The sequence below is a fragment of the Bradyrhizobium huanghuaihaiense genome (assembly GCF_007830635.1).
In the GTDB taxonomy this organism is placed as follows: Bacteria; Pseudomonadota; Alphaproteobacteria; order Rhizobiales; family Xanthobacteraceae; genus Bradyrhizobium; species Bradyrhizobium huanghuaihaiense.
The window spans coordinates 18,804-38,716 of the sequence record NZ_VLLA01000005.1 but is presented as its reverse complement, the minus strand read 5'-3'; the positions used below and the strand labels follow the sequence as shown (position 1 = coordinate 38,716).

At 64.2% G+C, this 19,913-nt stretch carries 20 protein-coding genes; 6 read left to right on the top strand and 14 right to left on the bottom strand.

Annotation, left to right across the window (positions count from 1 at the left end; all coding sequences use genetic code 11):
* Positions 1-92: 92 nt before the first annotated feature.
* From guaB to IQ16_RS12915, 3 genes are all read left to right on the top strand, one after another.
* Complete coding sequence (gene guaB / locus IQ16_RS12925; RefSeq protein ID WP_018645777.1) at positions 93-1,586, top strand: IMP dehydrogenase; 1,494 nt, start codon at positions 93-95, stop codon at positions 1,584-1,586.
* A gap of 285 nt (positions 1,587-1,871) precedes the next feature.
* Positions 1,872-2,894: an NADP-dependent oxidoreductase gene (locus tag IQ16_RS12920; protein ID WP_026312430.1), complete on the top strand. Its 1,023-nt coding sequence runs from the start codon at positions 1,872-1,874 to the stop codon at positions 2,892-2,894.
* A 170-nt stretch (positions 2,895-3,064) separates the two neighbouring features.
* Complete coding sequence (locus IQ16_RS12915; RefSeq protein WP_018645779.1) at positions 3,065-3,355, top strand: hypothetical protein; 291 nt, start codon at positions 3,065-3,067, stop codon at positions 3,353-3,355.
* Between the two features lie 10 nt (positions 3,356-3,365).
* Here the strand turns inward: IQ16_RS12915 and IQ16_RS12910 are convergent, their stop codons facing one another.
* The 10 genes from IQ16_RS12910 to IQ16_RS12860 form a co-directional block, all read right to left on the bottom strand.
* The gene (locus IQ16_RS12910; protein WP_018645780.1) at positions 3,366-4,430 is read right to left on the bottom strand and encodes a LacI family DNA-binding transcriptional regulator; all 1,065 of its coding nucleotides are present in this window, start codon (positions 4,428-4,430) and stop codon (positions 3,366-3,368) included.
* A 217-nt stretch (positions 4,431-4,647) separates the two neighbouring features.
* Complete coding sequence (locus IQ16_RS12900; protein WP_018645781.1) at positions 4,648-5,676, bottom strand: succinylglutamate desuccinylase/aspartoacylase family protein; 1,029 nt, start codon at positions 5,674-5,676, stop codon at positions 4,648-4,650.
* Between the two features lie 58 nt (positions 5,677-5,734).
* Positions 5,735-6,079 carry a RidA family protein gene (locus IQ16_RS12895; protein WP_018645782.1) on the bottom strand — a complete coding sequence of 115 codons (345 nt, stop codon included), beginning with the start codon at positions 6,077-6,079 and terminating at the stop codon, positions 5,735-5,737.
* A gap of 55 nt (positions 6,080-6,134) precedes the next feature.
* Positions 6,135-6,932, bottom strand: a complete 798-nt coding sequence (locus IQ16_RS12890) for a transporter substrate-binding domain-containing protein (protein WP_026312431.1) — start codon at positions 6,930-6,932, stop codon at positions 6,135-6,137.
* A gap of 26 nt (positions 6,933-6,958) precedes the next feature.
* On the bottom strand, positions 6,959-7,687 hold the full coding sequence (locus IQ16_RS12885) for an amino acid ABC transporter ATP-binding protein (protein ID WP_018645784.1): 729 nt from the start codon (positions 7,685-7,687) through the stop codon (positions 6,959-6,961).
* Positions 7,674-8,324, bottom strand: coding sequence for an amino acid ABC transporter permease (locus IQ16_RS12880; RefSeq protein ID WP_018645785.1), 651 nt, complete (start codon positions 8,322-8,324; stop codon positions 7,674-7,676). The genes IQ16_RS12885 and IQ16_RS12880 overlap by 14 nt, the downstream gene beginning before the upstream one ends.
* A 10-nt stretch (positions 8,325-8,334) precedes the next feature.
* The gene (locus IQ16_RS12875) at positions 8,335-8,994 is read right to left on the bottom strand and encodes an amino acid ABC transporter permease (protein WP_018645786.1); all 660 of its coding nucleotides are present in this window, start codon (positions 8,992-8,994) and stop codon (positions 8,335-8,337) included.
* Positions 8,995-9,002: 8 nt separating this feature from the next.
* Positions 9,003-10,298: an amino acid deaminase gene (locus tag IQ16_RS12870; RefSeq protein ID WP_018645787.1), complete on the bottom strand. Its 1,296-nt coding sequence runs from the start codon at positions 10,296-10,298 to the stop codon at positions 9,003-9,005.
* A 142-nt stretch (positions 10,299-10,440) separates the two neighbouring features.
* On the bottom strand, positions 10,441-11,283 hold the full coding sequence (locus IQ16_RS12865) for a metallophosphoesterase family protein (protein ID WP_018645788.1): 843 nt from the start codon (positions 11,281-11,283) through the stop codon (positions 10,441-10,443).
* A 68-nt stretch (positions 11,284-11,351) separates the two neighbouring features.
* On the bottom strand, positions 11,352-11,975 hold the full coding sequence (locus IQ16_RS12860) for a hypothetical protein (protein WP_018645789.1): 624 nt from the start codon (positions 11,973-11,975) through the stop codon (positions 11,352-11,354).
* Between the two features lie 158 nt (positions 11,976-12,133).
* Here IQ16_RS12860 and IQ16_RS12855 point away from each other — a divergent pair, with 158 nt between their 5' ends.
* Together IQ16_RS12855 and IQ16_RS12850 are read left to right on the top strand one after the other, a co-directional pair.
* Positions 12,134-12,556: an MAPEG family protein gene (locus tag IQ16_RS12855; RefSeq protein WP_026312432.1), complete on the top strand. Its 423-nt coding sequence runs from the start codon at positions 12,134-12,136 to the stop codon at positions 12,554-12,556.
* Positions 12,557-12,590: 34 nt separating this feature from the next.
* Entirely contained in the window at positions 12,591-13,889 is a 1,299-nt protein-coding gene (locus tag IQ16_RS12850; protein ID WP_145831495.1) for an RsmB/NOP family class I SAM-dependent RNA methyltransferase, read from the top strand.
* A gap of 247 nt (positions 13,890-14,136) precedes the next feature.
* On the opposite strand, the gene IQ16_RS12845 is transcribed toward IQ16_RS12850, so the two are convergent.
* The 3 genes from IQ16_RS12845 to IQ16_RS12835 all read right to left on the bottom strand — a co-directional run bounded on the left by IQ16_RS12845 (position 14,137) and on the right by IQ16_RS12835 (position 15,529).
* Complete coding sequence (locus IQ16_RS12845) at positions 14,137-14,346, bottom strand: cold-shock protein (protein WP_008141931.1); 210 nt, start codon at positions 14,344-14,346, stop codon at positions 14,137-14,139.
* 266 nt (positions 14,347-14,612) lie between these two features.
* Positions 14,613-14,945, bottom strand: coding sequence for a DHCW motif cupin fold protein (locus tag IQ16_RS12840; RefSeq protein ID WP_018645792.1), 333 nt, complete (start codon positions 14,943-14,945; stop codon positions 14,613-14,615).
* Between the two features lie 212 nt (positions 14,946-15,157).
* On the bottom strand, positions 15,158-15,529 hold the full coding sequence (locus IQ16_RS12835; RefSeq protein ID WP_018645793.1) for a nuclear transport factor 2 family protein: 372 nt from the start codon (positions 15,527-15,529) through the stop codon (positions 15,158-15,160).
* Positions 15,530-15,679: 150 nt separating this feature from the next.
* On the opposite strand from IQ16_RS12835, the gene guaA reads away from it, so the two are divergent.
* Entirely contained in the window at positions 15,680-17,278 is a 1,599-nt protein-coding gene (gene guaA / locus IQ16_RS12830; RefSeq protein ID WP_020608016.1) for a glutamine-hydrolyzing GMP synthase, read from the top strand.
* Positions 17,279-17,686: 408 nt separating this feature from the next.
* Here the strand turns inward: guaA and IQ16_RS12825 are convergent, their stop codons facing one another.
* The gene (locus tag IQ16_RS12825) at positions 17,687-19,867 is read right to left on the bottom strand and encodes a toll/interleukin-1 receptor domain-containing protein (protein WP_018645796.1); all 2,181 of its coding nucleotides are present in this window, start codon (positions 19,865-19,867) and stop codon (positions 17,687-17,689) included.
* Between the last annotated feature and the right edge of the window lie 46 nt (positions 19,868-19,913).

Here is a 19,913-nt window from a genome sequence, read left to right as displayed (position 1 = left end):
GGCTCCGATTCTCAAGGCGATGCCGCAAGGTACGCCGAGGGCGGCGCTCATCCATAGCTATTTGCGGCAGGGCCGCAGGAAGGAGTTGGCAGATGGCCACGGTGCAACTTCAAGGCATCCGCGAAGCCTTTACGTTCGACGACGTGCTGTTGAAGCCGGGCCTTTCGGACGTCATGCCGGGCGAGGTCGACATCCGCTCGCGCGTCACCCGCGCCATTCCGCTCAACATCCCGATCATGGCCTCCGCGATGGACACCGTCACCGAGGCCCGCATGGCGATCGCCATGGCGCAGGCCGGCGGCCTCGGCGTCATCCACCGCAATTTCGATCCCGAGGGGCAGGCCGCCCAGGTCCGGCAGGTCAAGCGCTATGAGTCGGGCATGGTGGTGAACCCGCTCACCATCAGCCCCGAAGCCAGCCTCGACGACGCGCTCAAGCTGATGAGCGATCACGGCATCTCCGGCATTCCCGTCGTCACCGGCGCGAGCAAGACCACGCCGGGCAAGCTGGTCGGCATCCTCACCAACCGCGACGTGCGCTTTGCCACCGACCGCCGGCAAAAAGTCTCCGAGCTGATGACGCATGAGGGCCTCGTCACGGTGCGCGAGAACGTCAGCCAGGACGAAGCGCGGCGGATGCTGCACCAGCATCGCATCGAGAAGCTGCTCGTCGTCGACGAGCAGTATCGCTGCGTCGGCCTCATCACCGTGAAGGACATGGAGAAGGCGGTCGCCCATCCGCTCGCCTGCAAGGACGCGCAGGGCCGCCTGCGCGTCGCCGCCGCGACCACGGTCGGCGACACCGGCTTTGAGCGCACCGAACGCCTGATCGATGCCGGCGTCGATCTCGTCGTCGTCGACACCGCGCACGGCCATTCCCGCCACGTGCTGCATGCGGTGAACCGCATCAAGCGTCTGTCCAACTCGGTGCAGGTCGTCGCCGGCAACGTCGCGACCTCGGAGGGCGCGCAGGCGCTGATCGATTCCGGCGCGGATTGCATCAAGGTCGGCATCGGCCCGGGCTCGATCTGCACCACGCGCATCGTCGCCGGCGTCGGCGTTCCCCAGCTCACCGCGATCATGGACGCAGTGGAAGCTGCAAAGAAGTCCGACATTCCCGTCATCGCCGACGGCGGCATCAAGTTCTCCGGCGATCTCGCCAAGGCGCTCGCCGCCGGCGCCGACATCGCCATGGTCGGCTCGCTGCTCGCCGGCACCGACGAGACGCCGGGCGAAGTCTTCCTGTGGCAGGGCCGTTCCTACAAGGCCTATCGCGGCATGGGCTCGGTCGGCGCGATGGCGCGCGGCTCGGCCGACCGCTACTTCCAGCAGGACATCAAGGACTCGCTCAAGCTCGTGCCTGAAGGCATCGAGGGCCAGGTGCCCTACAAGGGCCCGGTCGGCAACGTCATGCACCAGCTCGCCGGCGGCCTGCGCGCCGCCATGGGCTATGTCGGCGCCAAGGACATGAAGGAGCTGCACGACAAGGCCCAGTTCGTCCGCATCACCGGCGCGGGCCTGCGCGAAAGCCACGTCCACGACGTCACCATCACGCGCGAAGCCCCGAACTATCCGGGCGGGGGCTAGTCACTCCGCTCGCGGCTGCGCGTTGGGTTTAATGCGCTCGCCTCAATGACGGTGTCATGCCCCGCGAAGGCGGGGCATCCAGTACGCCGCGGCTTCTCGGCTTGATCACTACCGTCTCTGGAATACTGGATCGCCCGCCTTCGCGGGCGATGACACCGAGTGTTTGAGCGGTGGGTGCCACAACCTCCTCGTCATTGCGAGCGCAGCGAAGCAATCCAGCCCTTTTGTGTTGACGCGGCTGGATTGCTTCGCTTCGCTCGCAATGACAGAAAAGTGGAGGAAGCCATGTCCCAAGGCAAACGCATCGTTCTCGCCGCGCGTCCCGTCGGCGAGCCCAAGCCGTCTGATTTCCGCATCGAGGAATTCGCAGTGCCGACACCCGGCGCAGGCGAAGTCCTGCTGCGCACGATCTGGCTGTCGCTCGATCCCTATATGCGCGGCCGCATGAGCGAGGGGCCGTCCTACGCCGCGCCGGTGCCGATCGGCGGCGTGATGGAGGGCGAGGCGGTCAGCGAGGTCGCGGCCTCGAACAATCCCGACTTCGCCAAAGGCGACATCGTCCGCATCCGTTCCGGCTGGCAGACGCATGCGGTCTCGAACGGCAAGGGCCTGATCAAGGTCGATCCGAAGCTCGGGCCGATCTCGACCTCCATCGGCGTGCTCGGCATGCCCGGCATGACGGCCTATACGGGCCTGCTCGACATCGGCAAGCCGCAAGAAGGCGAGACCGTCGTCGTCGCCGGCGCCTCCGGCGCAGTCGGTTCGGCGGTGGGGCAGATCGCGAAGATCAAGGGCGCACGCGCGGTCGGCATCGCCGGCGGCAAGGACAAGTGCGACTACGTGGTGAAGGAGCTCGGCTTCGACGAGTGCCTCGATCATCGCGAAACCGATTTTCCGGCCAAGCTGAAATTCGCGTGCCCAAAGGGCATCGACGTCTATTTCGAGAATGTCGGCGGCGCCGTGTTCGAGGCGGTGTTCCCGCTGCTCAACCCGTTCGCCCGCGTGCCGGTCTGCGGCCTGATCGCCCATTACAACGACACCGAGGCCAAGCCGCCGAAATGGGCAGCATCCATGATGCGCGCGACCCTGACCAAACGGCTGACGTTCCGCGGCTTCATCGTCTCCGACTTCGCCGCCCGGCATGGCGACTTCCTGCGCGACATGTCCGGCTGGGTCCGCGACGGCAAGGTCAAGTACAAGGAGTTCGTCACCGAGGGCCTGGAAAGCGCGCCCGGCGCCTTCATGGGCCTGCTGAAGGGGGCCAATTTCGGCAAGCAGCTGGTCCGGGTCGGGCCGGACAGGGCCTAGGGCGACAGGGACACGGACTCCCGTTGCTCCACAGGCACATGCCGGGTGGGGATAGTTAAGAAAGAGTCACCAAATGGTCACACCTGCCCGCAAAAGCCGCAGGTGTGACCGCGTGTTCATTGACGGACCGGCGAAGGCATTGAATCATCGCGCATATTTTGGGTGTTGCGATGTTAGAGATTGGTATTTTCAGCGTAATCCTCCTGGCCGCCGGCTATTGGGCGACGATGTTCGTCATGGGCCGCCGCGACGACGTCATCCATGGCAAGTTCGTCCATGCCGAGGTGGAAGGTGATTTCACGCAAACCGCGCCGCCGGCGCCACCGTTCCCGAAGCGCCCGGTGAAAGTCGCGCAGTCCGCCAGTGTTCAGCCCGCGATCGCCGAGGCCAAGCCCGTGAACAGCGCGGCGCTGCAATCCCTGCTGGCCGCGATCCAGCAGGATCTCAAGAGCGTCGCCTAAATCGCAACGCTCAGACGCTGCCGCGCTCGATCAGGGACAATTCGACGGCGAGTCGCTGCTCGGCCGCCGGTGCGCCGGCGAGGCGCGCCAACAGCAATTCCCCCGCAATCCGCCCCAGGGCCGCCGCATCGAACGAGATGGTGGTGAGGCCGGGCGTGATCTGATCGGCGACGTCGTTGTCGCCGAAGCCGAGCACGGCGAGATCGCGCGGCACGGAAAGGCCGCGTGCGCGGGCCTCGATCAGCGCGCCGGTTGCGAGCAAATCGTTGGCGCAGAACACCGCATCGACCTCGCCGCCGCGGTCGAGCAGGGCGGTGAAGGCGGCACGGCCGTCGACGAGGCCCGTGATCTCGCCGACACCGATCTCATGGACGATCTCGAGGCCGAGCTTTGCCGCTGCCGTGCGAAAACCGTCGCGGCGGAGCGCGCCACGGCCGCTGTTGCGGCCGATGAAGGCGACGCGGCGATGTCCGGCTTCCGCCAGCCTCTGCGCCGCCATGGCGCCGGCATCCGCATTGGGCAGGCCGACCAGCATGTCGATGGGATCGCGCGGAAACGCCCAGGTCTCGATCACGGGAATGCCGAGCTCGGCAAGCGCTGAGCGGTTCTCCTCGAGCTCGATCACGCCGGTGAACATCACCGCGGCGGGGCGGATGCCGCGCAGCGACTGGATCATCGCGACCTCCTTGGCATAGGAGTAGGAGGTCTGGCCGACCAGCACCTCAAAACCTTCCGGCTCCAGCGTCGCGGCGAAGCTGCGCACCGCGAGGCCAAACTGCTGGCTGAGGATGTTGGAGACGAAGGCGACGACGACGTTCGACCGGCCCGAGCGCAGCGCGCGCGCGTGCGGGTTGGAGGCGTAGCCGGTCGCCTCGATCACCTCCAGGATGCGTTCGCGGGTCTTGCGGTTGACCTTCTCGGGGTGGCGCAGCACCCGCGACACCGTGATCGGCGCGACGCCGGCGCGCTCTGCGACTTCCTCGATGCGCGGCGGCCGTCCGGTCGCATTGCTGCGGCCGGGCGGCGCCGGAATGCGCACGACGTCGTCGTAACCTGGCTTTGCCGGATCGGTCATCGAATCCCTGAAGAGTCCAACATAGCTTAGAGCATGGTGAGATCAGAGTTCATTGCAACCTCGACGGCAGTGCGCTCCCTCCCCCGCTTGCGGGGGAGGGGTGGGGGAGAGGGTGTCTCTACAATCGAGAACCCCCAAGAGGAGAAAACCCTCACCCGCGCCTTCGGAGCGACCTCTCCCGCAAGCGGGAGAGGTGCAACGAGCCCGCGGCGAGGGCTCACCGCGCCATCACTTCCTCGCGTGACAGCGCGCGGCCGACCTGGACCAGGCAGTCGCCGCTCTGGCTGTCGGTGTGCAGCCGCTGCGAGATCACGATGCCGTCGGCGGGGAAGCGCAGCACCTCTTCGGCAAGCTCGGGACGCTCGAAGTCGTGATACCAGCCGGCGATGTCGCCGGCCTTGACCCGCGCTCCGACGGTGACAGCGGGCTCGAACCAGCCACGGCGGGTCGCGAACACGGCCTGGGCATGGCTCTGCAGGGCCATCAGTTCAGTCGCGCGCTCGACCGGCGCGTGCGGCCCCAGCACGGGCGCCTGGACGAGGCCAAGCGCGAGCAGCAGGCGGTCGACGGCGCGCGCGGTGAACGCCATGGTCTGCGGCGTGACGGTGCCCCCGCCGCCGAATTCACCGGAGAGCCCGATCGCGCCGGCGCGCGCGGCCGCCGCCATCGAGGTCGGCGCCGTGGCGCCGTTCTCGGCGACGAAGGCGAAGGGCATGCCGAGCCCTTCCATCAGGCGCAGCGCGTGGCCGAACATCTCGGGCGGGCCCTGCCGCTCGATCAGCGCGCAGGGCACATGCGCCATCGAGGTGCCGCCGGAGTGGATGTCGAAGACGACGTCGTGGCGCGGAAACAGCTCGTGCTCGAGGAAGTGCGCCAGGCGGAAGGTCGGCGTGCCCGCGGCATCGCCCGGGAAGGCGCGGTTGAGATTGCCCTCGTCGAGAGGCGAGCGGCGGCGCGCCGCCATCACGGCGGGCAAATTGGCGAAGGGCAGGATGGTGACCTCGCCCTTGATGTCCTTCGCATCTAACCGGCGATACAGCCGCGCCAGCGTGATCTCGCCCTCATATTCGTCGCCGTGGTTGCCGGCCATCAACAGCAGTTTTGGCCCGGCGCCATTCTTGATCCGGAAGATCGGGATCTTGAGCTGGTAGTAGGGGGAGCGATCGATCGAGAAGGGAATGCCGAGGTGACCGGACCATTTCTGGTCCTTCTCGAAATCGATGTCGTGGAAAAGTCCGGTATGCATGGGAGGCCTCGAGGCCGCGCCGCTGCCGGCGCCGGCCGAAGATTGAAAGACGAGAACTTTAGAGCAAGGCGACCGCGGTCATCTCGACGCGCAGGTCGGGATCGGCGAGGCGGGCTTCGACGCAGGCGCGCGCCGGCGGGTTGGCCGGATCGATCCAGGCGTCATAGACCGAGTTCATGGTGTCGAAGTCGGTGATATGCGGCAGGAAGACGTTGACCGCGATCAGCTTGGAGCGGTCCGAGCCTGCCTCCTTGAGCAGCGCGTCGATCTTGGCGAGCACCTGCTGGGTCTGCGACACGATGCCGGCCTTGCGGTCATCGGCGACCTGGCCTGCGATGTGCACCATGCCGCCGGCGGCGACGGCCTGGCTCATGCGCGATCCCACGACGTAACGTTTGATCATCTCAATTCTCCTCGTGAAGGTCGACTCCCGCTGATGCGGGAGCCGTGTGCGAGTATTACAGCGTCGGAAGCGTCTGCTCTTCCTTGAACCATTTCAGCTGAAGTACGCCGAGCTTGCCGTTGAGCTTGTTGAAGAAGATGTCGGTGTTGATCCAGTTGAGCAGGTTCTGCTCGCCCTGGCGCACGCCGATATGGGCCGGCGACTGGCGGATCAGGAATTTCAGCTCGACCTCCTTGGTCGGGTTCTGGTCCTGCACCTTCAGCGCAATGGCGCTGTTCTCCGCAAACGTGTCGGCCTGTCCGGCGAGGTAGGCCGCGATCGCGGCCGGGGTGTCCTCGAAGCGCACCAGCTTCACCTTCGGCGCGTTGTCAGTGAGCCAGACGTCGAGCGTCGTGCCCTTGGCGACGGCAACCGTGCGGCCTTCCAGATTGTCGGGCTTCTTGCCTGTTGCCGCCGGAATCGACTTGGCGCCATAAATGCCGAGATTCACCACCGCATAGGGCTGCGAGAACATCACCTGCTGGGCGCGCTCGGGCGTGGCGCCGAGACCAGCGATCAAAATGTCGAGCTTGTCCGAGAGCAGGCTCGGGATGCGCGCAGCACCCGTCACCGGCACGAGCTCGAGCTTCACGCCCATGTCGGCGGCGATCAGCTTGGCAAGATCGGCGTCAAGGCCCGCGATCTCGCCCTTGTCGTCCTTGAAGCCCCACGGCGCGGCATCGGTGAGAATGCCGACGCGGATCTTGCCGGCGCCGAGCACGTCCTGGAGCTTGTCGGCCTTGGCAAGGTTCGGTGCGGCGAGAACGGCAAGCGCCGCGGCAGCGATGGTGAAGAGGGACTTCAACTTTCTCATGACTTTCTCCTTGAAGGGGAAGATTCTCACTTGGCAGATGCGATGAAGCTTGCGAGCTCAGGCGTCTCAGGATTGGCAAACAGTTTTGCCGGCGGGCCCTGTTCCCAGACGCGGCCCTGGTGCATGAAGACGATGCGGTCGGCGACGTTGCGGGCAAAGCCCATCTCGTGGGTGACGAGGATCATGGTCATGCCCTGCTTCGCCATCGCCTCCATCACCTTCAGGACTTCGCCGACGAGCTCGGGGTCGAGCGCGGAGGTCACCTCGTCGAACAGCATGAGGTGAGGGGCCATGGCGAGGCAGCGCGCAATCGCCACGCGCTGCTGCTGGCCGCCGGAGAGCTGCTCCGGCCAGGCGTCGATCTTGTCGGCGAGTCCGACGCGCGTGAGCACGTCCTCAGCCAGCGCCCGCGCTTTCGCCTTCTCGATGCGGCCGGTGAGCAGCGGGGCGAGCGTGATGTTGCGCTCGACCTTCAGATGCGGAAACAAATTGAAGGCCTGGAACACGATGCCGACGCGCTGACGGAATTTCTTCAGGTCAGGCATCCCAGCGTGGACCTTCTGTCCCTCGACCCGGATCTCGCCGGAATCGACGCTCTCCAGCGCATTGATGCAGCGGAGCAGCGTCGACTTGCCCGAGCCCGAGCGGCCGATGATGGTGACGATCTCGCCTTCCTCGACATCGAGCGAGACGCCCTTGAGCACCTCGACCTTGCCGAATGTCTTGTGCACGTCGCGGATTTCAACGAGAGCCATCGAGGCGGGCCTCCAGGGAGCGGGACCAGAGCGTGAGCGGCAGGCACAGCGCGAAATAGATCGCCGCGACCAGCGCGTAGGTGAGGAGCGGCTGGAACGTCGCCGCGCTCACCACTTGGCCGGCGCGGGCAAGCTCGACGAAGCCGAGGATCGAGGCGAGCGAGGTGCCCTTGATCAGCTGCACCAGGAAGCCGACGGTCGGCGGCAGCGACAGCCGCAGCGCCTGCGGCGCGATGATGTGGCGGAACTGCTGCCAGGCGGAGAGGCCGAGACAGGCGCCGGCCTCCCATTGCGCCTGCTTCACGGCCTCCAGCCCGCCGCGCCAGATCTCGCCGAGGAAAGCTGCAGTGTAGAGCGTGTAGGCGACGGTCACGGCAACAAGCGCCGGCACCTGGATGCCGAGGAAAACCGGCATGCCGAAATAGAAGAAGAACAACAGGCCGAGCAGCGGCACGCTCTGGATCACCTGGATGCACGCCGCCATCGCCCAGCGGAGGCTCGCGAAACGGCTGATGCGGCCCATCGCAAGCCCGAGCGCCAGCGGCGCCCCGAAGGCGAGCGCGAGCGCGACCAGCGCAACGGTCCAGCGCAGTGCTGCGAACAGCGAGACGAAGTCGATGAGGGAGAAGGATCGCATCGCTCGTCCCTCAGCGCCGTCGCGGCCAGCGGAAGGCCGCCAGGCCAATGATGGCGAACAGCGCCTTGAACGACATCGCCATCGCGAAATAGACCGCGCAGATCACCGCATAGACTTCGAAGCTGCGATAGGTGCGGCTCTCGATGAAGCCGGCGACGTGAAACAGCTCGTCGGCGGCGACCTGCGACGCGAGCGAGGTGCCGAGCAGCAGCAGCACGAACTGGCTGGTCACGGCGGGATAGGCGTTGCGCAGCGCCGGCGGCAGGATGATGTGGCGAAACACCTGCCAGCCCGACAACCCCAGGCACTGGCCGGCCTCGACCTGGCTGCGCGGAATGGAATCGAGGCCGGCGCGGATGATCTCGACGGAGTAGGCGCCGAAATAGAGCGACAGCGCCACGGCGGCGGCCTCGAAGGCCGGCAGCTTCAGGCCGAAGCTCGGCAGCACGAAGAACACGATGAAGATCTGGATCAGCGACGGCGTGTTGCGGAACAGCTCGATGTATCCGCGCACCAGCCAGCGCAGCGGCGTGACGCGCCCCTTCAGCGCGACCGCGCCGGCAATGCCGATCACGAGGCCGGCCAGCGCCGAGATCACCGTCAGCTCCAGCGTGACGATGGCGCCGTCGATGAGCTGGTTCTGATAGCGCCAGAGCGGCAGGAAATTCATCGCCGCTCTCAGCCGAACTGGGTGGGGAGGGCGCGCGTCACGACGCCGTCGGCGTCGAGGCCGAGGATGACGCGCCAGCGGTCGAGACAGGTGCAGGGATGCGAGATGCCGAAGGCGATGATGTCGCCGACGGCAAGCGCAGCTTCAGGCGCGACCGAGACGAATGCGTGCTGGTCGTTGAGGCGGGTCACGGTGAGCGCAGCGGCGAGCCCTTGCTGCTCGACGCCATCGCGGAACACGCGCAACGGCACGGGCAGCCCCTGGTCGAAGGAGGCATCGCGCATGCCGAAGCCTGCGATCGCAAGCCCGTCTTCGGGCCGCGATAGCACCTCGGCCCAGAGCGTCAGAGCGGGCCGAAAGCTGTCCAAGGCGGAGTGGCGCAGACCGTCGATGAGCAGGCCGCCGCGGCGGTCGATGTCCGCGAAGGCGCGGGCATAGATGCCGTGATCGGCAAAGAACAACGCGCCGGAGCGCAGGATCACGCTGGCATTGCCGTCAGCCTGCGCCACCGGTGCCAGCGCCTGCGCGACGATATCGAAATAGGCGGAGCCGCCGGCGCTCATGATCAGAGGTCGCTCTGGAGCGGCGGCGCGCACCAGCGCAGACGTCTCGATGGTACGCTCCAGCAGTGCCGCGATTGCGCGCATCGTTGTGTCGGCATCTTGTGTTGCAGCCGCGCCCTCATAGGTCGCAACGCCGCCGAGCACGAGACGATCGGCGGCAAGCACGGCTGCGATCGTGGCCTCGACCGCAGCACGATCGCGCGCGCCGGCGCGGCCGGCACCGAGTTCGACCAGCACCGACAATTCGCGGCGTCCCGCGATCCGCACTGCCTCGGCAAGGGCTGCGACCGCGGCCGGTGAATCCGCGAAGGCGTGAAATTCGACGTCGGGATAGGCGCTCAGGAGCGCGCCGAGCCGCCGGCCGGCCGCGAGCCCGCCGATCTCGTTGGCCAGCAGCAGGCGCCGCTCGCCGCTCGCGAGCAGCACCGTGGCCTGCTGGATGTTGGCGACCGTCGTGCCCCAGGCACCGGCTGCGCGCAGCGAGCGGGCGAGCTCCGGCGACATCGGCGTCTTGGCGTGCGGCGCGACGCTGACGCCGGCGTTCTTGCACCAATTCAGGAAGAGGTCGCGGTTGGCGGCGAAGGCGGCTTCATCAAGGGTGAGGGAGGGCAGGGCGAGATCGCCGCGCGACGGTGACCAGCGCTGGCTGCCGATGTCCTCAGTGGCGACGCCATCGACCAGGGGAATGCCCCGAATGGTCGTCGAAAGGCGTTGGCTATCCCACCGGGACAAGAACTGCATTGTCGCTCCCTCAGCGGCCCTTGACCGCTGGAATGAACGATATGTTCGAATGACAACGTTGTCATCAGCCAAATATAGCCAAATTGGGGACAAATTCGATGCAATGCGGTATTTGGATAAGGTTATGTGCCGCCGAATTGAGCTAGTGCTCGCCGCCCATCTGGAGGAGCACTTCCTCGATGTCGATGTCAGCCTGGCCTGCGGCCCTGACGTGGCGGACCTCGAAACTGTCGGGCTGGAAGCGGTACTCGACGAGGCCGGTCTCCTTGATCGCGATGCGGTCCTGGCGCGCGTCGTTGATCCTGAAGCCCACCGACGGCGCCCAGACGTGACGCGTATGGCGATAGGTGAAGTCGCGGCGCTGGTGCACGTGACCGCTGGCGATGAGGCGCAGATCGACACGCGCGAACATCTCGATCAATCGCGCCCGTGCCGGCTGCGGCACGTAGCGGATCGAGGTCTCCGGCGTCTCTGGATCGTCGGGCAGGTTGAGAAACAGCGGCTTGTGCAGGAACAGGGCGACCGGCCTGCCGCTCACGCGCGCGATCTCCTGAGACAGCCAGTCGAACTGCTCGGTCTCGAAGGCGAGCCCTGAGTTCATCACCAGCGTGTTGAGGCCGATGAAGCGCCAGCCCGCGGCTTCGAACGACCAATGATCCTCGCCGATGATCTCGCAGAACTGCCGGCGGTGCGCTTCGGCGATCGGCGGCTTCGGCGCCGGCCCGATCGCGGTCGGATTGTCACCGATGTCGTGATTGCCGGGGATGTAGCGACAGGCGACGGGCAGGGCGTTATGCAAACCCTTCGCGAATTCGACATCGTCGCGGCTGGTCGGCCCGTCGAAGGAGACGTCACCGGTGTTGATGACGAGGTCGGGCCGCTCAGCGTCGATGTGCGCGCAGACCGCCTGGAAGTTTTCGATCAGGCCGGGGAAGCGCCGGCCGAGATGCGTGTCGGAAATCTGCGTGAGGCGAAATTCGGACATGGCCGATCATAAGCCGGGCCACGCGTCGGAACGATGACGGCGCGCCACGTTTCGCGACCGAACAAAGTTTAAAGCACGCGATAGCGGATCGTGTAGGCGTCCTGCGGAGCGGCGTTGCCAGCCACCGGCGAGGCGATGCGGTCGGCGAGGTGCCAGGGGCCGAACTCTACGCTGCGATGCGGCTCGGCGGGCAGGCGCAGGCGGAATTCGAACGTGCCCTTGCCGGGCAGGTTCACGACCAGCACGCGGTCCGCGGTGCGGTGGTTGAGCCCGACCGCGCCGCGCAGCACCGCGCGTCCGTCGGCGAGATCGCGCACGCCGTCGACCAGGGCCAGGGTCTGGTTGCGGTCGGTGTGCAGCTCGATCTGGCTGTCGTTCACCGCCGCCAGCGTCTCGCGGGGCATGCGAATCTCGAACTCGACCGCGGGCTTTGACGGATTGAGGCCGAGATAGGCGAGCGCGGCATGGCGCATGTCGTAGGCCGCAAAGGCGAGCAGGGCGATGGCGGCGAGCGTGGCGAGGCCGTGCCTGGCGACGTCGCGCCAGGTTCGGTAGCTGAGGCGGAAATACACCGTCATCGCCAGCGCCACCGCGAGTGCCGTGGCGATACCTGCCAGCGCCGACATCAGGATGCCGAGCCGGCCGTCCGAGGATTCGGCCAAAGTGCCCATCAAGCCGGACAAGGTGTTCATGGCGGTCTCTCGCCTTGCGCCCCGAAACGGGGCGAAATTGCTTTAACAATCAGCGGTTGGTCGCAAGAGCGGGAACACCGGTTCAACTCGCTGATTGTCAGCGTGAGAAGTCGCGGCTAATGACGGTCCGCGGCGATCCGCCTTACGGGAAAGTTCCGATGTCCGTCCAAATGGTCCTGCTGCCTGTCTTCGTGCAGGTCGGTCTCACCTTCGCACTCCTGATCGGGATGGTCTTCGCGCGCCGCAAGACGCTGGTTTCGGGCGAGACCAAGATCCGCGACATTGCACTCGGCGAGCCGAACTGGCCCAAGGACGCCACCCAGATCGGCAATTGCTACCGCAACCAGTTCGAGCTGCCGGTGCTGTTCTACGCCCTGATCGCGCTGGCACTGCCCCTGCGCCATGCCGATCTCTTCATCGTGCTGATGTCCTGGGTGTTCGTGGTGGCGCGCTTTGCCCATGCCGGCGTGTTCGTCTCCTCCAACGATCTCGGCCGCCGCTCCACGATCTGGCTCGCCGGCGTGCTGGTGCTGCTGGCGATGTGGATCTATTTCGCGCTGAGAATGCTCCTGGTGATCTGACGGTTAGCCGTCGCATCCAATCTGAAAGCTTCAAATGACCCCCGCTGCCCGGCTGTCCGCAGCCATTGAACTGATCGACACCATCGAGAGAGACCGTGTGCCCGCAGCCAAGGCGCTGAAGGAGTGGGGCACCGCGCACCGCTTCGCCGGCTCGGGCGACCGCGCCGCGATCGCCGGCCTCGTCTGGGACGTGCTGCGCCGCTACGCCTCGAGTGCGTACCTGATGGACGCCGACACCGGGCGCGCGCGGCTGATCGGCATGCTCCGCCTCGAGCGCGATATGGATACGGCCACCATGGCCGCGTTGTTCGACGGCAGCCGGTTTGCGCCGACGCCGCTGACCGAAGCCGAAGAGGCCGCGCTCAGCCATCGCTCCCTGAAGGACGCTCCCGCCGCTGTCGCCGGCGACTATCCGGAATGGCTCGATCCGCATTTCGCAAAAGTGTTCGGCGATACCCGCGCGGCGGAGACGGCCGCGATGGCGAGCCGGGCGCCGCTGGACTTGCGCGTCAACACGCTAAAATCCAATCGCGACAAGGTGCTGAAGGCGCTTGCTCATCTTCATGCGAAACCGACGCATTGGTCCGCAACCGGCCTGCGCATCGAGCTTTCGGCCGATGCGCGCAACCCCGGCGTCCAGGCGGAAGAGGATTTCATCAAGGGCGCAATTGAAGTGCAGGATGAGGGATCGCAGCTTGCGGCCCAGTTCGCCGCGGCAAAACCCGGCGAGCAGGTGATCGATCTCTGCGCCGGCGCCGGCGGCAAGACACTGGCGCTCGCCGCCCTGATGCAGGGCAAGGGCCGGCTGATCGCGACCGACCGCGACAAGCGCCAGCTCGCCCCGATCCACGAGCGCCTGTCGCGCGCCGGTGTCCACAATGCCGATATCCGCACCCCCAAGGGCGAGGCCGATCCGCTTTCCGACATCCGCAGTTCCGCCGACCTCGTCGTGATCGACGCGCCCTGCTCGGGAACCGGAACCTGGCGCCGCAATCCCGACGCAAAATGGCGCATGCGTCCGGGCGCGCTGGAGATCCGCCTGCGCGACCAGGCCGAGGTGCTGGAGCGCGCGGTTCCCTTGGTGAAGCCGGGCGGCCGCATCGCCTACATCACCTGCTCGGTGCTGTCGGACGAAAACGGCGAGCAGGTGAGAGCGTTCGTCGGCCGCCATCCCGAGTTCACAGTGGTCCCGCCCGAGCAGACCGCGAGCGTGCTCTGGGACAAGGCCGAGGCGTTTGCCGACGCCGCGCTGCAGTCGGCGGAGGGCTGGCTGATGACGCCGCGGCGGACGGGAACCGACGGGTTTTTTGTGTCGGTGCTGCGGAAAGCGTAGCTCTCGTAGGGTGGGCAAAGCGTCCGCCGTAGCTCGAAGAGCGAAGGCGGAAGCGTGCCCACCACTCGCAGTGGTGGGCACGGCGCGCGAAGGGCGCGCCTTTGCCCACCCTACGGCACCAACAACGCCAATGATCGACGTTGTCATTCCCCCCAAAAGCAAAAGCCCCGCGGACCGGTCCCGGTCGCGGGGCTTTTTAGTTCTGGCGTTCTGCCGGTACGTCCGTGGTCAGAACGCTGCGCCGGCGTTAGCCGACGCGGAGATTGTCAGCCGACGACTTGCCGCTGCGGCGGTCGGCGACGATGTCGAACGAGACCTTCTGCCCCTCGTTGAGGGAGGAGAGGCCAGCGCGCTCGACGGCGCTGATGTGCACGAACACGTCCTTCTGGCCGTCGTCCGGCTGGATGAAACCATAACCCTTTTGGGTGTTGAACCACTTCACGGTGCCCATAGCCATGGGAATTTCCTTTAGTTAGTTAGAGACAGTACGCACGTGGGCCGGTACGCGTCGCTGCGCCCATAGCCCTGATGAGTCGATGTTTTGGAGAAATCATCTGAAGCGTGCGCGCCTGTCTTAGACGAGGCGAAGCGGCCCAGTCGTTCGGCCAAGTATCGATGATCACAATATAGCGAGATATTTGGACTTCTTCAAGGCACCACCCGTGGTCCGGCGCGTCCCAGGACTTTGCTATTTTGCGGTGCAAATACACCGCTAGTCAGCCCTCAATCGACGATGAAAAGCGTCGCGCCTGACGCCGTCGAGGACCGGTGCGCGGCGTCGCCGAAGTCCGAGACCTGGTAGCTCATGCCCGCCGTCAGCTTGAACTTGCGGCCGTCGCGAAGTTCCGAATCGAGTTCGCCCTTGACCACGAAAATGACGTGGCCGCGGTCGCACCAATGGTCGGCGAGGTAGCCCGGCGAATACTCGACCATCCGCACCCGGAGATCGCCGATATTGAGCGTGCGCCAGAGGGCCTGCCCGGTCTCGCCGGCATGCGTCGTCGGCGCAACCTTGCTCCAGTCGGTGACGGTGAAGGGGGAGGCGGGGAGTTTCATTGGGGGGTCCTGTGTCAGAGCCGGCGGGCGCAGTGTTAGCGCACGCGCGTGCCGCAGTCTCCAGTCCCGTAGGGTGGGCAAAGCATCCGATTTCGCTCGAAGAGCGAAGGCGGATGCGTGCCCACGATGTCTTCGGCGATCCCGAAAGAGATCGTGGGCACGGCGCAAGCGCGCCTTTGCCCACCCTACGAGGGCTCATCAAGGGGCGGCACTCAATCCACCAAATGGTTCGCCGACCCCTGCACGATCAGCCCGGCATCGTTCACCCGCAGATACTCGCAGATCTTCTTGCCGCGCTCGTTGGCGTAGAACACCACGACACTGTCGGGGCTCACGAACACATCGATCAGTGAAAAGTGCAGCTCCGGCAAAAGCCCGAGCGCCTTGCCCCAATACGCCCGCAAGCTTTCCTTCCCGCGCACGGTCCCGCTGGCATCGAACCCCATCACGGGGATGCGGTCCGATGTCATCACGGCCGCCTCGTCATAGAGCGCGAGCACGCGTTCGAGGTCGCGCGCGTTCCAGGCCTCGACCCAGGTCCGGCCGAGCGCGGTGAGCGTTGATGGCTGATGGTGCTGTGGCATGAGCGTTCTCCCTGATCGGCCCCTGTTCGCTGGCGGGGCAAATTAGGTCAATATTACTTACCTATATCGATTTGTCCATGCCCAAAGAAGAATGTGGGCGCGCGAGCCAGCGCGGTTGCGGGGAGGGGCCGTGTCGCGTATCTGCTTGCCATGACAGCAGCACAGAACGACCGCTCCGCGTCGACGCCCTCCGTGGCCTCGGCGCATGACAAGATTCTCATCGTCGACTTCGGCAGCCAGGTGACGCAGCTGATCGCGCGTCGCGTGCGCGAGGACGGCGTCTATTGCGAGATCGTCCCGTTCAACAAGGCCGAAGCGGCCTTCAACGAGATGAAGCCGAAGGCGGTGATCCTCTCCGGCGGCCCGGAATCGGTGCACGAAGCCGGCTCGCCCCGCGCCCCGCAGCTGATCTTCGATTCTGGCGTCCCCGTGATGGGCATCTGCTACGGCCAGATGACCATGGCGGCCCAGCTCGGCGGCGAGGTTGAGGGCGGCCATCACCGCGAATTCGGCCGCGCCGATGTCGAGGTGAAGGCGCCGAGCAAGCTGTTCGAGGCTGTCTGGTCGCCCGGTGGCAAGAACCAGGTTTGGATGAGCCATGGCGACCGCATCACAAAAATGCCGCCGGGCTTCTCCGTCGCCGGCACCTCGCCGAACGCGCCCTTCGCGATCATCCAGGACGAGACGCGCAAATACTACGGCCTGATGTTCCACCCCGAAGTGGTGCACACGCCCGACGGCGCCAAACTGATCCGCAATTTCGTGCGCAAGATCGCCGGCCTCACCGGCGACTGGACCATGCGCGCCTTCCGCGAGGAGGAGATCGCAAAGATCCGCCAGCAGGTCGGCAAGGGCAAGGTGATCTGCGGCCTCTCCGGCGGCGTCGATTCAGCGGTCGCGGCCGTCTTGATCCACGAAGCCATCGGCGACCAGCTCACCTGCGTCTTCGTCGATCACGGCCTGTTGCGCCTCGACGAGGCCAAGACGGTCGTCGACCTCTTCCGCCACCACTACAACATCCCGCTCGTACACGTGGATGCCTCGAAGCAGTTCTTGGGCGAGCTCGAAGGCGTCACCGACCCCGAGGTGAAGCGCAAGACCATCGGCCGCCTCTTCATCGAGGTGTTCGAGCAAGAGGCCAAGAAGATCGGCGGCGCCGATTTCCTGGCGCAAGGCACGCTCTACCCCGACGTGATCGAGAGCGTCTCCTTCACCGGCGGCCCCTCGGTGACGATCAAGTCGCACCACAATGTCGGCGGCCTCCCCGAGCGCATGAACATGAAGCTCGTCGAGCCCCTGCGCGAGCTGTTCAAGGACGAGGTCCGCAAGCTCGGCCGCGAGTTGGGCCTGCCCGAAATCTTCGTCGGTCGCCACCCGTTCCCGGGCCCGGGCCTCGCCATCCGCTGCCCCGGCGACATCACCAGGGACAAGCTCGACATCCTCAGGAAAGCGGACGCCGTCTACATCGACCAGATCCGCAAGCACGGCCTCTACGACGAGATCTGGCAGGCCTTTGCCGTGCTGCTCCCGGTGAAGACCGTCGGCGTCATGGGCGATGGCCGCACCTACGACTACGTCGTGGGCCTCCGCGCCGTCACCTCCACCGACGGCATGACCGCCGACTTCTACCAGTTCGACATGAAGTTTTTGGGCGAGACCGCGACGCGCATCATCAACGAGGTGAAGGGCGTGAACCGGGTGGTGTACGACGTGACCAGCAAGCCGCCTGGGACGATCGAGTGGGAGTGAGGGGTGCTACTGATCCTTATTCTTAGAACTGATGCTTTGTGACAAGAAGAACTGCATCGCGATTACTCGGACTGGGAGAGAATCGATCCGACCATGCGTGCGCTACGCTCGAGCTCCGCGAGGGATTGCTGCTGAATCAACTCCTGCCGCTCGCTTTCTTCAGCCTCCGATATAGTGGACTGACTAGCCTTACGATTCAGTATTGAGAGGCGCAACCCTCGGTGAACGGGGGTTCCATTGTCACGGAATGATTTCCATAGACCATCTGCAGCGTCGACAGAGCCGAAGCGGATCTCGTACTTGCAACGAAGGCCAAGTTGAGAGTCGTGGTTCGTGCCTCCAAACCGCTGTTGAATTGTTGTTAGTGTAGCAAGCGCATTCCTCGCGTTTCCTGCTTCAATTTCCGAATTAGCAAGATTTGCCATCACCTCGAACGGTGGGTGAGGGATCTTCTGTGAAGCCAAACGAGCGAAACGAAGTGCTGTCTGAATCACCCCGCGCCTGCTCAACCGTTGAGCGTCGATGATCGGCAAAGCCGCTGGGATCTACCCGCTCCAACACATCTAACGTGCGCTCTGCGGTAGCAAGATCCCCCAATCTAAGAGCGATTGTGCATCGAAGATCCACTACATATCGGTTGTGAGGGGAGCGCTCCTCTGCCGCACGAATATGACTTTCTGCCTCCGCCAAATCACCAAGCTCGAAATAGCTGCTGGCTAACTCTCGGTAAATCGCTACTCCGCTGCGGCCGTAAGCCAAACTCTTTTTATAAGCGTCGATCGCTTCTTGATGGTTTCTTCTCCGTCGCGCAGCGAATCCTCGAATGTAAAATGCTTCCTTGAGTTCGCCTAAATTTACAAGCGCCGTTATGTGGTCTTCGGCTTCGTTGTATCGTTCCTTCCTGATGAGAGCTTGAGCAACGTACCTACGTACGTCGACATTGTCAGGTCGAGCTTCTAGAGCTGACATGCCATACCTTATCGCAAGATCATAATCCTGATCATGATAGCTCTGCGTTGCGACTTGAATGAGATCGGCAGCAAAACCAACCGCGAACTTGGACTTTGATTTTACGCCGGCCAGTAGACTTGCGCGGAATATTGCTTGACCCAAATTCAACCGAGCGTCGTCGTCGGGCTCGTTGGCTAGGTAGACCTCTAGCAGGTCCGCAACTCGGACAGAGTTGATGAATAGTCCATCAAACGCACGATAAGCTGCATCACGCAGCGGCTCAGTAATGCGGTAGTGCAATCCGTCTGGAAGAATAAACGCCAAATCTAAGAGGTGGTCGACGTCGCTTGATGCTTGCTCGCTGGATATTTCACAATATTCCGCAATCACAGGCATTGGTAATGGACTGAATCCCGAGAGCAGTTGGAGCGTGGTAACCATCGTTGGAGTCAGCGACCTCTCCTGCTTTAATTGTCGCAGGAAAAGCTCGGCGCTGAAGTTCACGAGAGCGCGTTGGTTTGCTACGACCTGGGCCACGCCTCTAGTCCGGGCCTCATCCAAGGCGAACTTTACCGCTGGAGGGTACCCGCGCGTATACGTCGCAAGCGCAGTAAGAGCCTCTCGTTCAAATGAAAGCCCGACATCGCGGCCTGCAATGCGAAGTAGGTTCTGCGTACTAGACTGATCTAATTCAGGAACTCTAAGGGAGGGCAATGATTTGCCACCTGCGCCATAGAGTCTTCGGCGCGTAACAATCATTGCATCGACGTCTCGATTAAGCGCGATCGCATCATAAATTTGTTCGAACTCTGGCCTCAGTACGCCGTTCGGGGTCGCCATGGCCCCTTCGTCGACCAATACCGGGAGCGTCCGTGCGTCGCACACGCTCCTTAGTAGGTCTAGAATCTGTTGGATTTGTTCTCCATCGCTCTTGGCTTCTTGATCTGCGATTGCTGCTTTGTAGTCCGGAATTGCTCTCGGCGATATAGCCTCGGATAGTCGAACGAAAGCCTCGGGTAATAGGTCGCCGGATCGCAAGACAACGGGCAGCGTGTTCGAGAAAGAAAGGTGGTCGCGACCGATTATCTGGACCAGCGAACGTCGTCCGATTCCTCCTAGTCCGTACACGAGCAGCGGAGGTCGAAATTCCGGACTCGTGAACTCGGACAGAATCCCGAGAGCCTGCTCCATTTCATTCCTGCGCCCAACGAAATAAGTAGGGGTTCGATCGGCTACACGCCGATTGATCATTCGCCGAATATCCGTTGCTATCAGCCCAGGTTGTGTTTGCTTGACGATTAGGGTCGATTTCATCCAATCGGGTATATCGTTTAAGTTGAGATCCGGATCGATAATGTATGTAACGACTCGGCTGAGGGCCTGCTTGGTAAGCGCTTCGGAAGCACTGGATATTTCGAACTTAACCCAGTCACGTTGAAGTGCTTTGCTGCTCGCAAAGAGGACAAAAATATCCGAACGTTCCAATCCCTTGAGGATGGCGTCGCGGAACTGGTCACCAGCGCTGAACTCAAACGCGTCGTAGATGACCGCCGCTCGTCCAAGGATCTTGGCGACCTCGCCAACAACCGCCTTGTCTGTAGAACTATGCGACAGAAACGCTCGGGGAAGTTTTATCATTTTGCCTCTATCAAGCGACCTATTCGGGCGGCGGCTCTTACGATGA

What these genes read in the sequence shown, in the direction of transcription:
- IQ16_RS12885 (WP_018645784.1), bottom strand. Translation starts at nt 7,687, where the DNA reads ATGGCTCTCGTTGAAATCCGCGACGTGCACAAGACATTCGGCAAGGTC.
- IQ16_RS12840 (WP_018645792.1), bottom strand. Translation starts at nt 14,945, where the DNA reads ATGAAACTCCCCGCCTCCCCCTTCACCGTCACCGACTGGAGCAAGGTT.
- guaA (WP_020608016.1), top strand. Translation starts at nt 15,680, where the DNA reads ATGACAGCAGCACAGAACGACCGCTCCGCGTCGACGCCCTCCGTGGCC.
- IQ16_RS12835 (WP_018645793.1), bottom strand. Translation starts at nt 15,529, where the DNA reads ATGCCACAGCACCATCAGCCATCAACGCTCACCGCGCTCGGCCGGACC.
- IQ16_RS12865 (WP_018645788.1), bottom strand. Translation starts at nt 11,283, where the DNA reads ATGTCCGAATTTCGCCTCACGCAGATTTCCGACACGCATCTCGGCCGG.
- IQ16_RS12850 (WP_145831495.1), top strand. Translation starts at nt 12,591, where the DNA reads ATGACCCCCGCTGCCCGGCTGTCCGCAGCCATTGAACTGATCGACACC.
- IQ16_RS12920 (WP_026312430.1), top strand. Translation starts at nt 1,872, where the DNA reads ATGTCCCAAGGCAAACGCATCGTTCTCGCCGCGCGTCCCGTCGGCGAG.
- IQ16_RS12900 (WP_018645781.1), bottom strand. Translation starts at nt 5,676, where the DNA reads ATGCATACCGGACTTTTCCACGACATCGATTTCGAGAAGGACCAGAAA.
- IQ16_RS12855 (WP_026312432.1), top strand. Translation starts at nt 12,134, where the DNA reads ATGTCCGTCCAAATGGTCCTGCTGCCTGTCTTCGTGCAGGTCGGTCTC.
- IQ16_RS12890 (WP_026312431.1), bottom strand. Translation starts at nt 6,932, where the DNA reads ATGAGAAAGTTGAAGTCCCTCTTCACCATCGCTGCCGCGGCGCTTGCC.
- IQ16_RS12915 (WP_018645779.1), top strand. Translation starts at nt 3,065, where the DNA reads ATGTTAGAGATTGGTATTTTCAGCGTAATCCTCCTGGCCGCCGGCTAT.
- IQ16_RS12875 (WP_018645786.1), bottom strand. Translation starts at nt 8,994, where the DNA reads ATGAATTTCCTGCCGCTCTGGCGCTATCAGAACCAGCTCATCGACGGC.
- IQ16_RS12825 (WP_018645796.1), bottom strand. Translation starts at nt 19,867, where the DNA reads ATGATAAAACTTCCCCGAGCGTTTCTGTCGCATAGTTCTACAGACAAG.
- IQ16_RS12845 (WP_008141931.1), bottom strand. Translation starts at nt 14,346, where the DNA reads ATGGCTATGGGCACCGTGAAGTGGTTCAACACCCAAAAGGGTTATGGT.
- IQ16_RS12910 (WP_018645780.1), bottom strand. Translation starts at nt 4,430, where the DNA reads ATGACCGATCCGGCAAAGCCAGGTTACGACGACGTCGTGCGCATTCCG.
- IQ16_RS12880 (WP_018645785.1), bottom strand. Translation starts at nt 8,324, where the DNA reads ATGCGATCCTTCTCCCTCATCGACTTCGTCTCGCTGTTCGCAGCACTG.
- IQ16_RS12895 (WP_018645782.1), bottom strand. Translation starts at nt 6,079, where the DNA reads ATGATCAAACGTTACGTCGTGGGATCGCGCATGAGCCAGGCCGTCGCC.
- IQ16_RS12870 (WP_018645787.1), bottom strand. Translation starts at nt 10,298, where the DNA reads ATGCAGTTCTTGTCCCGGTGGGATAGCCAACGCCTTTCGACGACCATT.
- IQ16_RS12860 (WP_018645789.1), bottom strand. Translation starts at nt 11,975, where the DNA reads ATGAACACCTTGTCCGGCTTGATGGGCACTTTGGCCGAATCCTCGGAC.
- guaB (WP_018645777.1), top strand. Translation starts at nt 93, where the DNA reads ATGGCCACGGTGCAACTTCAAGGCATCCGCGAAGCCTTTACGTTCGAC.